Origin of the sequence: Paenibacillus kribbensis (assembly GCF_002240415.1) — a bacterium.
Lineage (GTDB): Bacteria > Bacillota > Bacilli > Paenibacillales > Paenibacillaceae > Paenibacillus > Paenibacillus kribbensis.
This window is the reverse complement of sequence record NZ_CP020028.1, coordinates 3,792,916-3,804,965: the sequence shown is the minus strand read 5'-3', so window position 1 is coordinate 3,804,965 and position 12,050 is coordinate 3,792,916. Positions and strand designations below refer to the sequence as shown.

Here is a 12,050-nt window from a genome sequence, read left to right as displayed (position 1 = left end):
AATGTCATATAAAGTGTTATTGGTAGATGACGAACGGATTATTGTTGAAGGTATTTCCAATGTGGTCGATTGGGCAGCATTGGATACGGAACTTGTAGCAACGGCGAGAAACGGGATCGATGCGTATGAGAAAATTGTTGAACTACAACCTGATATTGTGATCAGTGATATCAAAATGCCTGGTATGGACGGACTTAGTCTTGTTTCAAAGGCGCATCAGCAATATCCTTCTATAAAATTTATCCTGCTGTCCGGATACGGTGAGTTTGAATACGCGAGAACCGCCATGCACTATGATGTTAAAAATTATTTGTTAAAGCCATGCAATGAGGATAAAATCACAGCTGCGCTTAACGATACCGTTAATGAACTAAACGAAAAAAAGGTTCAGGAAACCTTTATTAGCGAGCTCCAGGAAAAATACCAAAACGCTCAGCCCTATACCAAAGCGCATCTGTTAACCGAATTCTTAACTAGTAAAAGCTACTTGGACAATGATTTATCATTCTATGAGCAGCTTTTTGATTTTGAAATAAATAATCAGCAGGTCAGAATCGTTCTTTTTATGATGGAAGGTTATTTTTCTTATGAGCATTTGTTTGCCATTAAAAATATTGGAGCTGAAATCCTTGACTCCGTCTTGGTAACAACCAATATTGGTGAATATGCACTGTTCCTGATCGAGGATGATCATGACTCGGAAAAACTACATCAAAAAATTATACAAATAAGAGAAACCATTCATCAATATTTCAAAAGAGATACCACGGTTGCTATAAGTGAAGGGAACTATTTCCGAAACGCCAGGAACTTGTACCGTGAGGCCATGGAGTGTTTGGAACATCGCTTTTATTTGGGGGAAGGAAGCATTATAACGAGAAAAGATATTTTACCGGCAAATACAGCCGTCCCCCATGATTTTATGATCGATGAGCAGCAACTTGTTCTAAAAATCAAATCCGGGCATATTCAGGATGTATGCAACGGAATTACCAGTATTTTCGAAAAAATGACGGATTTACGGCTGGGGATTGACTTGACAAAATCCTATTGTATACAGCTCTATATGGCAATTGTACAGACGGTAGATACAGACCGCATGCAGGATTACCTCATGGGAACATCTGCACTGTTAGAGATGGAAACGGTCCAGCAGATGAAAGATTATATCGAAGCAACAGCCAGAAAAATGACCCATGAGTACTATAATCGTTTCAAGTCAAAGCAGTCTTCCTTAATAAGCAGAGTAATAGAAATTTTAGTCGAGAATCTGGGCAATCCTGATCTATCGCTAAAAATGGTAGCTAACGACATGCTATATATGAATCCAGATTATCTGGGAAAACTGTTCAAACAGGAGACTGGCCAGAGATTCTCAACCTGTCTTACCAAATTAAGAATTGAAAAGGCAGTGGAGTACATTTCAACAATGGACGATGTGAAGGTGGGAACGTTGGCCAAAATCATCGGTTTTGGTGACAACCCCCAATACTTTAGTCAGGTTTTCAAAAAATATACTGGTTATACACCATCTGAATACCGGAAAGGTACATGAATCCATAAGCTCACTCGCAAAAGGGAGGTCAAAGCTTGAAAAAGTTTGGCTTGGTATTATTAGCTTTTATAATGCTCCTTTCAGTCGCTGCTTGCGATTTAAACGATAAAGGCAATCATGAAGAAGAAAGTGAAAAAGTGACCCTGCGCGTGGCCTGGTGGGGTGACCAATCCAGACATGACTATACCTTGAAAGTGATTCAAATGTATGAGAAAGAAAACCCAAATGTAAAAATTGTAGAGGAATATGCCAACTGGGATGATTATTGGAAGAGGCTTGCTCCCATGGCTGCCGCTAGCCAATTGCCAGATGTGATTCAAATGGATCGAGCCTACCTGTTTCAATATGGTGAAAAAGGCCGACTGGATGATTTAACTCCGTATCTAAAAAATGGGACGATTGACACTCGCTCCATTGATGAAAACGCCATTTCGGGTGGAAGGATTGCAGGTAAATTATATGGCTTCACCCTTGGATCGAATGTCCTTTCTGTGATTACAAATGATAATCTGTTAAAAGAAGCCGGTATTAAAATTGAAGATGAAAACTGGACTTGGAATGACTTCGAAAAAGCAGCCATCAAGGTCAAAAATGCTACAGACGTGTATGGTACAAATGGAATGTACCCTGCCGATGTATTTTTCCCTTACTATTTAAGAACACAAGGCTCGCGTCTTTATAATGAAAACGGTACAGGCCTTGGCTATACAGACGATCAATTATTTGTTGATTACTTTAAAAGGCAGCTGAGGCTAGTTGATGCAAAGGCATTCCCGACTCCAGACGTTCGAGCGCATATAGCAGGAATTAATGATGAACTTATTGTAGCAGGAAAGGCAGCAATGAGCTGGAACTGGTCCAATCAATATTTAGGATTTGCTGAATCGGCCAAAGCACCCTTATCCATCAAACTGCCTCCTGAGTACGCGAACGAAACGGCTTTATTTTTAAGGCCGAGTATGTTCTTTTCAATCCCTAAGAGTTCAAAACAAAAGGAACAAGCAGCCAAGTTCATTAATTTCTTTGTAAATAATATGGAAGCCAATAAGTTGATCAAAGGTGATCGAGGTGTCCCGGTATCTTCAAAGGTGATCAAAGGAATCAAGCCCGAATTAACCGAAGCTGAAACCAAAATCTTTGATTATGTTGAAAAAGCGTCTCAAAATGTACGCACCACAGATCCGATTGAACCACTAGGCAACGCGGAAATAATGAAAGCGCTTGATAATTTATCCGAACAGATTTTATTTAAGAAAATGACGCCGGAAGATGGAGCAAGGTCCTTTAGAAAACAAGCTGAAACGATTTTAGGCAAAAATAAGTAATCCAAACACCTTCAAGAGAATTTCTCCGTATCGTCAGCTATGGAGATAATCTTGGAGGTGTTTTTGCGTTGGCAACCAGCGTAAGTTATCCCGTGGATATAACAATGGATTGAAACAAGTATGTTTTTTAAACGTAATCCACTGTTTTTTTTATGGTTTCAAGAAAGCACTTTCAATACAATAACAGTATAAGTGTAAGCGGTGACAAATCAAGAGAAAGAGATCATTATTTGGAGGGATTGCTGTGTTGGAGGTAAAAGCTTTCGAAAAGAAAGAGGTCATGGATCGTATTCATTTATTAATGAATAATCTCACAGAAATCAAAGACCAAAGCGGTGAATTTTTACTCAATTTTGACGGGTTAATTGTGGATGATAAAAGCTGGAATGTTTGGAACTGGCCTCAGGGTGTGGGGTTGTATGGGATATATAAATATTGGAAATTGACTAATGACCAAAAAGCTTTGGATATTGTCAACGAATGGTTCAATGCAAGAATCCAAGAAGGCGCACCGCCGAAAAACGTCAATACGATGGCGCCGCTATTAACATTGGCATTTTTATATGAGGATACCGGAAACCAGACATACCTGCCCTATCTGGAGGATTGGGCTGAATGGGTAATGTATGATATGCCTCGTACCCAAGAAGATGGGTTACAGCATATGACCTATGGACCAGAGAATAAAAATCAGCTTTGGGACGATACCTTGATGATGACCGTGCTGCCTTTGGCGAAAATCGGTAAGCTGCTCAACAAACCTGAATACCTGGAAGAAGCCAAAAAGCAGTTTCTAATCCATATCAAATATTTAACGGACAAAAAGACAGGCTTATGGTTCCACGGCTGGATGTTCGAAGAAAACCATAATTATGCCGAAGCGCTTTGGGCAAGAGGTAATTGCTGGATTACGATTGCGATTCCCGAGATTATTGAAATATTGGAATTGGAAAAGGGAGATTTTCTCCGTGAATTCCTGATTGATACATTGAACAGACAAATTGAAGCTCTTGCTGACTATCAGGATGCAAGCGGATTATGGCATACACTCATTAATGATCAGACCTCTTATTTGGAAGCCTCGGCTTCAGCTGGTTTTGCATATGGAATTTTAAAATCTGTTCATAAGCGGTATATCAGTCAGGACTATAAAGAAGTCGCCCACCGGGCTATTTGCGGAATTATCAATGAAATTAATAAAGAAGGAGCATTGCAAAACGTATCTGTAGGAACAGGTATGGGAGATACTTTGGAATTTTACAAGGAAATCAGAAAGACTACCATGCCTTATGGACAATCGCTGGCTGTGCTTTGCCTATCCGAATATCTTCATACGTATATCTGAGGATTTTGCAAAATACTGATTTAAATCTCCGATTGCTAAATTCACAAAATGGAGGAGAATAAAGTGGTTAAACAACCCAAATTTATTAATTATTTGTCTTATGGGTTAGGTGATTTCTTAGGGGCAGGCGCGTTTGCATTGACAGCAGCATGGTTGCTTTTTTTCTTAACAACTTTTTGTGGCCTAACCGCCATTGAAGCAGGTTCTATTTTCGCCATTGCCCGGATTGTTGATGCGATTGCAGCGCCAACGATGGGATATATTACAGATAATTTTCATAAAACAAAACTTGGCCGACGCTTTGGAAGACGAAAATTCTTTATATTAGCCGCTATTCCACTTGTACTTGTCTATACAGCCATTTGGGTTTCCGGTTTTTCTTACTGGTATTACTTAATAACCTATATCTTGTTTGAAATTGTGTACTCCATGATTTTAATTCCTTATGACACACTTGCCGCTGAAATGAGCAACGATTATAAAGTACGTTCGAAGTTTACAGGTGCTAGAATGTTTGTTGCTCAGGCTTCGGCTGTATTCGCTGCATTTATTCCTGGCCGTCTTGTGGAAGCATTGGGTAAGGATGATCCTCTTACATTCCTGTACTCGGGTATTATTTTCACTGTCATATTTATAGTGGTATTGTCACTGCTGTACAAAAATACATGGGAACGTCCTCTCGAAGAAATACCAGAAGAGAAAGTGATTGATAATAGAACCTTTTTACAAAGTGTTCATAAGATCTATGCGGATTTATTCTCGACTTTACGAGTAAAAACATTTCGCCACCATCTGGGGATGTATTTGGGTGGATATTTAAGTCAGGATGTATTCAACGCTGTATTTACTTATTTTGTTGTGTTTGCTCTCCTGCAAAATGCCGTTGCCGCATCCAACTTATTAACCTTTATGTATGTCATGCAGCTTTTTGGCGTATGGATTGCTCTTACCTTAACGATTAAATTGAACCCTGCCCCGGCGTTTAGAACTGCCATTTCTCTCTTTATCGCAGGAGTTATTGGATTTATCGTATTAAAGGTCACTGGAACGCTAAATAACACCATTTTATTGTTTGCTATGATTGGAATTTGCGGGTTGGGACGCGGTGGTTTGAACTATATCCCCTGGAACAACTACGCATTTATTCCAGACGTAGATGAAGCTTTAACGGGTCAAAGACGTGAAGGTGTGTTCGCCGGTGTAATGAGTTTGATCAGAAAAGGGACACAGGCGTTAGCGGTCTTTTTAGTAGGTGTTGCATTGCAAGAAGCAGGCTTTGTATCCGGGCAAGCATCACAACCGGCTTCAGCTGTAACAGCTATTATTTCGATCTTGCTGTTTGGTACGCTCTTCTTTTTGGTGGGAGGTTTGATTATCTCTTATCGTTACAAATTAACTAAAGAAAATCATGTCGTTTTGTTGGATGAAATTAAACGCTTGAAAAATGGCGGCTCTAAACAAGAGGTTACACCGGAAGCCCGACAAGTTTTTGAACAATTAACAGGTTGGGAATATGAAAAAACATGGGGCAATAACACGGTCGGGTATGAAAATCTTGTAAAATATAAAGATAATCATAAAACCAAACATGAAGCTATTGTATAAGTGTGAACATGGGTGAATTGAAATGATCAAGTCAATAAAGCCGTATCATATGGATTTCATGTGATGCGGCTTTATATCAAATGGAGGACAGATATGAATGCAAATTTAGGAATTCGGGCACATGATATTGAAAATGTTACTTTACAAGAAGCAGTGAGTATCATATCAAGTAAAGGATTGACATCCGTTCAGCTAGCCGTAAGTAAATCGCTACATGATGTAAATACAACATTAGGAAGCTTTAGTCCTGGTATTGCTCACTATATAAGTCGTATTTTTCGGAAAAAAGATGTGCAAATAGCGGTATTAGGCTGCTACATCAACATGATCCATCCTGACCCAAGTCTTAGAAGAAAAGAATTGGATCGATTTAAGGAGCATATCCGGTTTGCTCGTGATTTTGGCTGCAGCATTGTTGGAACCGAGACGGGAAATGTAAACCCGGAGATTGTCTATACTGAAGAAAATTTTACTGAAAAGCCTTTTTTGGCTGTAGTGGAAAGTGTCAGAGAGCTTGTCGCAGAAGCAGAAAAATTCGGTGTAATCGTGGGAATTGAGGGAGGAATGAATCATCCTATTCATACACCGGAGCGGATGAGAAGATTGCTGGACAGTGTTCCGTCTAATAATCTTCAGGTCATTTTTGACCCGGCTAACTTTATTTCCCTGAATAACTATCAAAACCAGGAAGCTGTTTTCCAAGAAGCATTTGATCTTTTTGGCGACAGAATCGTGATTATGCATGCAAAGGATTTAATGATTGAGGATCATAGGATAAAGTTCGTGCCTGTTGGAAAAGGGATATTAAACTATCATTTTCTACTGAAATTGTTAAAAGATAAGAAACCTTATCTAAATATTCTATTAGAAGAAACAAAGGAACAGGATATCGACAAGAGCATTGCTTATATAAATGGGTTATATTAAGTTGAAAGCAGTTACATTAATATGTCCGCGGTCAGTGGCTATGTCGGTATCCCCTAGACTCCACCAAAATTTTGATTATGGACTTTTAGCCCATTTGGTCTATCTTTTTTGAAAAAACGGCAGAGATGCCGTTTTTTTGTTATGTCTTCATGCTATTGAGTAAATGAAGAGATAGAAAAAAATACCCAGTCTAGGTTTGATCATTTATAGTATAGATATCGTTTTTATGCTAAATCATTAGCTTTTTTGCTTAATAAGATGCAGAGGAACGAAAAACGAAAAACGTTTCTCACTTTTATGATAATGGGGGCTTGGGTTGTGAACAACGCTGTTTCGGAGTGGGCAGAGTCCCATTTTCCTTTATATACTGCTGACAGCATTTATTCGCTGTACTGCACCTCGAATTTTCCGATGTACACTATTCATGAGAATGTAACTTTATTGATTGCAATTGCCAGCGGCAAGGGCACTCTTCAGGTCGATGATCAAACTTACGAACTTGTAGAAGGTAGTGTCATGCTGCTCCCGGCGCATAGCCATGCCGTTTTAATTACGAATCTCCTGCAACCCCTTCATGCTTATAAGCTTTCAATCCGTACACGAGAGCAGAGGACTACTCTTCCCGAAAGTGCAATGATACGTAAAAGCGAAGTGGACTCCAATCCCAATATTCAGTTCTTTCCCTGTGAACCTGTAATAGTGACCCATGTGGAGGAACTGTATATCCATCGTTTTCCGGCTAGTGAAGCCCGCCATGTGCAGAACCAAATTATATTTCACCAAATCATTCTCCAACTGTTGGAGCGAATGGAAGCCAAGTATGCTGCTGATGAGCAGCCGTCCATGGAACGTAGCATTGCTTATTTGGAAAACCACTATAGCGAAAAAATAACGCGTGAGCAGTTAGCTGCGATTGCAGGCGTAAGCCGATCTCACTATTCGATCCAGTTTAAGCAGCTCACCGGCTTTTCTCCCAACGAATACTTGTCACGGCTGCGTGTTCACCGAGCCAAGGAGCTATTAATTAGCGGATCAGGCACGCTCAGGGAAATTGCCCTTAAGGTAGGGTACAAGGATGAATTTTATCTGAGCCGTCGCTTTAAGCAGCATACGGGAGCATCACCTTCAAGCTACAGCCGCAGACCATTTCAACGTGTGGCTGTATTGCTTACACCTTACGCCAGCCATCTCTTGTTGCTTGGTTTGGAGCCCGCTGTCACTATTTCGGAGAGCAGCGAATATGTGAAGACGAATGGTCTGGAGCCGCCGCAAACGATGATGTTTATCAATACGAACTGTTCTGCCGAACAGGTGAACTCGGTATTGCTTGATACCAACATCGAGTTGATCATTGCGGCTAAACAGCATTTGCACGAATATGGGCTGAATCCTGAGCATTTGCGAGTTATAGCACCTATCGTGGAAATTTCATGGATGGAACTGGGATGGAAGGAGCATCTGCGTCGTATCGCTCATGCTGTTCAGAGGAGCGAACAGGCGGAGCGGTGGTTGGCTGCTTTCGAAGAAGAGGAAAGGGTAGCCCGTTCACTGGTGCAGCCAAGCACAATGGTTAATGAAATCATAACGATTGTGGTGATGAAGCCGGAGGGACTGTTCGTTTATGGAGCGCGGAATGTCGGATATGTAATCTATCAATCTCTAGGCCTAAAGCCCCCTGAATTGATCGGGCAGGAGATAAAGAGGCTGGGGGATCAATTTCATTCCGTTTCGATTGAAATATCAGAACTCGCAGATTATGCGGGGTCCCGATTATTAGTTGTCATGTTTCCAGATGAAAAAGGTTCCACCGCACATACGGAAGTGATATTCAAGTCTCCTTATTGGAGCAGGCTTCCCGCCGTACAAAGAAACTGTGTTCATCTGCTGGATCGGGATGAATGGGTGCCTTACAACCCGGTTTCTATTCGTTTGCAACTTCAACGCGCAGTAGATTTATTTACAAGTAACCAATAATCCAAGTCATTTTCCAAACAAAAAGCCATGGTTGGGTATATATTTGACCCATATAATAGTTTATACCAATGAGAATGAATTTCATAATCAATCAAAGGATGCTAATAGCATCCTTTGCACGATACGATCATTCATTGAAACCTAGCGTTTGGAAAGGGAGAGAGTCATCTTATGAAAAAGCTTTTTATTCCGCTGGTACTTGTTCTTGTGATTGTATTAAGTGCATGCGGCGGTAATCAAGCGAACAATGCCGACAATGGTAAAAGTTCGTCCCCTGCATCTTCTTCGGAAGCGAAATCTTCCACATTTACCTATCAATCCGAGAATGGACCCGTAGAGGTTCCGGCTCATCCGCAGCGCGTTGTTGTGCTTACCCGATTTTTAACAGGTAATGTGATGGCACTTGGTGTCCCTCTGGTTGGCGTAGATGAAATGTCCAAAACGAATCCGAATTTTAAAGAAAAGCTAAAAGATGCCGAGGCGGTTACGGACGAAAGCCTGGAGAAGATCATCGAGCTGAATCCGGATCTTATTATTGGACTGTCAGATATTAAAAACATCGATAAGCTCAAGCAAATTGCGCCTACTGTCACTTATACATATGGCAAAGTGGATTTCTTGACACAGCAACGGGAAATTGGAAAATTGTTAAACAAAGAAAAAGAAGCGCAAGCCTGGATTGATGATTTTGATGCTCGGGCCAAAAAAGCCGGAAAAGAAATCAAGGCGAAGATCGGAGCCAATGCAACAGTTTCGGTCATCGAGACGTTCAATAAGCAGCTCTATGTATATGGTGATAACTTTGGCCGCGGCACCGAAATTCTCTATCAGGAGTTTGGACTTCCTATGCCGAAAAAAGTGAAGGAAGCGACACAGAAAGAAGGTTATTTTGCTTTATCGACAGAGGTGATGAAAGATTACCTGGGTGATTACGTCATTTTCAGTAAAAACGCGGATGAGGACAATTCGTTCCAGAACACCGAAACGTATAAGAACATTCCAGCAGTCAAGAATCAACGTGTCTTTGAGGCCGATGCAAAGGCGTTCTACTTTAACGATCCGCTCAGCATGGAGTACCAGCTGAAATTTTTCATTCAACACTTTCTCGGTCAGTAGGATGTGGAGGAACTGGTTATCCAACAGTTCCTTCACATATTTCATTAAAGAAAAGATGAGAGTCCATGAAGAATAAACAACGTGCTTTTCCTTTTTCGTATAAGCTCCTTGGCAGCGCGTTGGCGCTCGTTTTGTGTTTCGTCATTTCCATGATATTCGGTGCAGCAGAAACGACACTACACGATCTATGGCTTGCACTGGCCTCCAGTGCCAAGGATGATAAAATTCTCATCCTGCGCGAGATTCGACTGCCCCGCGAGCTGGCGGCTATTTTGGTTGGCGCCGCGTTTGCTGTGTCTGGGGCCATCATGCAGGGGGTCACTCGTAATCCACTGGCCGATCCGGGCTTGCTGGGTCTGACTTCAGGTGCTAATATGGCGCTTGCGCTGGCTTTTGTATTCATCCCGGGGATAAACTACTTTGGCATCATGGTAGCTTGCTTTCTTGGCGCCGCACTGGGAGCGAGTTTGGTCATCTTACTGGGCTCGATGCGCCGAGGCAATTTGTCCCCGATCCGAATCGTGCTGGCGGGAGCGGCTGTTTCTGCGTTTCTGTATGCCATCTCGGATGGTGTCAGCATCGCTTTCAAAATTTCCAAGGATGTATCTATGTGGACTGCCGGGGGCTTGATTGGAACGACGTGGGAACAACTACAAGCCATTGCACCGGTGATCTTACTCGGAATTATAATAGCTCTGATGCTATCCAATCAGCTGAGTATTCTCAGCTTGAGCGATGAGGTAGCGACCGGATTGGGGCAAAATCTGGTGTGGATCAAAGGCATTCTGTTCGTCCTTGTGATTGTGATTACGGGTGCATCGGTCGCGCTTGTCGGAAACATGGCATTCGTAGGGCTGATGATCCCTCATATCGTCCGCAAAATGGTTGGCATTGATTATCGATATATCCTGCCTTTCTCGGCTTTTGCGGGAGCTACATTCATGCTGCTCGCAGATACGCTGGGCCGCACGATAAATGCACCTTACGAGACGCCGGTGGCAGCTATTGTGGCCATGCTGGGCCTGCCCTTTTTTCTGCTCGTCGTGCGTAGAGGAGGTAAAGCTCGCTTATGATTCTGTCCGCGCTCGTTCGAAAACAGCGTCTGATTCTGCTGGTCAGTTTAGGGCTAATTGTTCTTACCGCTATAGCCAGCATGGCTTGGGGATACTCGTCTTTGTCGCTTGATAGACTGATTCCTGTTTTGTTCGGTCAAGGTACGTTCAAGGAAGAATTTGTCCTGTTCTCTGTCCGATTGCCACGGATTTTTATTACGTTGCTGTCGGGCATGGCGCTTGCTTTGTCAGGCTCCATTCTGCAAAGTATCACCCGCAACGACTTGGCCGACCCGGGTCTAATCGGCATTAATTCCGGTGCGGGCGTAGCGATCGCGTGCTTCTTCCTGTATTTCCCGATCGACGCAGGATCGTTCGTGTATGTTTTGCCGCTTGTCGCCTTTATTGGGGCATTGGTAACAGCAGCTTTGATCTATGTCTTCTCGTATAGCCGAACGAGCGGGCTTGATCCCATCCGAATGGTGTTGGTCGGGGTTGGTTTCTCCCTCGCGTTGTCGGGGATTATGATCGTCATTATCTCCTCGGCAGAACGCTCAAAGGTCGATTTTATCGCAAAATGGATTGCGGGCAATATTTGGGGGACGGACTGGCCATTCATTTGGGCTCTGCTTCCCTGGTTGATCCTGCTGATCCCGTTTACCCTGTACAAGTCTCAACGTCTCAATCTACTTGCTTTGAGCGAGGCGTCGGCGATTGGCGCCGGTGTGCAAATTGAACGTGAACGCCTCGTTCTCATTCTAACCGCAGTCGCCGCGGCTGCATCAGCGGTATCCGTCACAGGTGGTATTGCGTTTATCGGGTTAATGGCTCCGCACATTGCCAAGGCACTGGTCGGCCCGCGCAATCAGTTATTCATTCCCGTCGCCGTTCTGCTCGGCGGATGGCTGCTGTTAGCGGCGGATACCGTTGGCCGCAATCTCGTCGATCCCGACGGTATTCCCGCGGGCATCATGGTATCGTTAATTGGTGTGCCTTACTTCGCTTATTTGCTGCTTAGGAAGTAGCTCTGATGTGTAGCCAAGAATTCAAAGTGTTGCAATAACTGCGATTTCCGAGATAGGATACTTTATAACTATCAGGAGATTGCAGTTTTTTGTATTCTGTAAATTAAGCAAATAAGTATTGGGAGA

9 protein-coding genes are annotated in these 12,050 nt (G+C 42.6%); all 9 read left to right on the top strand.

Going from position 1 to position 12,050, the window contains the following annotated elements; genetic code table 11:
• Position 1 precedes the first annotated feature (1 nt).
• The 9 genes from B4V02_RS16885 to B4V02_RS16845 all read left to right on the top strand — a co-directional run bounded on the left by B4V02_RS16885 (position 2) and on the right by B4V02_RS16845 (position 11,924).
• On the top strand, positions 2–1,555 hold the full coding sequence (locus B4V02_RS16885; protein WP_094155681.1) for a response regulator: 1,554 nt from the start codon (positions 2–4) through the stop codon (positions 1,553–1,555).
• A 35-nt stretch (positions 1,556–1,590) separates the two neighbouring features.
• Positions 1,591–2,880, top strand: a complete 1,290-nt coding sequence (locus B4V02_RS16880; RefSeq protein ID WP_094155680.1) for an ABC transporter substrate-binding protein — start codon at positions 1,591–1,593, stop codon at positions 2,878–2,880.
• Positions 2,881–3,124: 244 nt separating this feature from the next.
• Positions 3,125–4,225 (top strand): beta-galactosidase BglB, encoded by a 1,101-nt coding sequence (gene bglB / locus B4V02_RS16875; RefSeq protein WP_244188349.1) that lies wholly within the window; start codon positions 3,125–3,127, stop codon positions 4,223–4,225.
• Between the two features lie 63 nt (positions 4,226–4,288).
• Positions 4,289–5,830 carry an MFS transporter gene (locus B4V02_RS16870; RefSeq protein WP_094155679.1) on the top strand — a complete coding sequence of 514 codons (1,542 nt, stop codon included), beginning with the start codon at positions 4,289–4,291 and terminating at the stop codon, positions 5,828–5,830.
• Positions 5,831–5,923: 93 nt separating this feature from the next.
• Complete coding sequence (locus B4V02_RS16865; protein ID WP_094155678.1) at positions 5,924–6,757, top strand: sugar phosphate isomerase/epimerase family protein; 834 nt, start codon at positions 5,924–5,926, stop codon at positions 6,755–6,757.
• Between the two features lie 318 nt (positions 6,758–7,075).
• Positions 7,076–8,731 (top strand): helix-turn-helix domain-containing protein, encoded by a 1,656-nt coding sequence (locus tag B4V02_RS16860; RefSeq protein ID WP_094155677.1) that lies wholly within the window; start codon positions 7,076–7,078, stop codon positions 8,729–8,731.
• A gap of 171 nt (positions 8,732–8,902) precedes the next feature.
• Entirely contained in the window at positions 8,903–9,847 is a 945-nt protein-coding gene (locus tag B4V02_RS16855; RefSeq protein ID WP_094155676.1) for an iron-hydroxamate ABC transporter substrate-binding protein, read from the top strand.
• A 65-nt stretch (positions 9,848–9,912) separates the two neighbouring features.
• Complete coding sequence (locus B4V02_RS16850) at positions 9,913–10,920, top strand: FecCD family ABC transporter permease (protein ID WP_094155675.1); 1,008 nt, start codon at positions 9,913–9,915, stop codon at positions 10,918–10,920.
• Complete coding sequence (locus B4V02_RS16845) at positions 10,917–11,924, top strand: FecCD family ABC transporter permease (protein ID WP_094155674.1); 1,008 nt, start codon at positions 10,917–10,919, stop codon at positions 11,922–11,924. Before B4V02_RS16850 ends, B4V02_RS16845 begins: the two co-directional genes overlap by 4 nt.
• The last annotated feature ends 126 nt before the right edge of the window (positions 11,925–12,050 follow it).

Coding starts and splice junctions, on each gene's coding strand:
- B4V02_RS16850 (WP_094155675.1), top strand. CDS start 9,913: ATGAAGAATAAACAACGTGCTTTTCCTTTTTCGTATAAGCTCCTTGGC.
- B4V02_RS16865 (WP_094155678.1), top strand. CDS start 5,924: ATGAATGCAAATTTAGGAATTCGGGCACATGATATTGAAAATGTTACT.
- B4V02_RS16885 (WP_094155681.1), top strand. CDS start 2: ATGTCATATAAAGTGTTATTGGTAGATGACGAACGGATTATTGTTGAA.
- B4V02_RS16855 (WP_094155676.1), top strand. CDS start 8,903: ATGAAAAAGCTTTTTATTCCGCTGGTACTTGTTCTTGTGATTGTATTA.
- B4V02_RS16845 (WP_094155674.1), top strand. CDS start 10,917: ATGATTCTGTCCGCGCTCGTTCGAAAACAGCGTCTGATTCTGCTGGTC.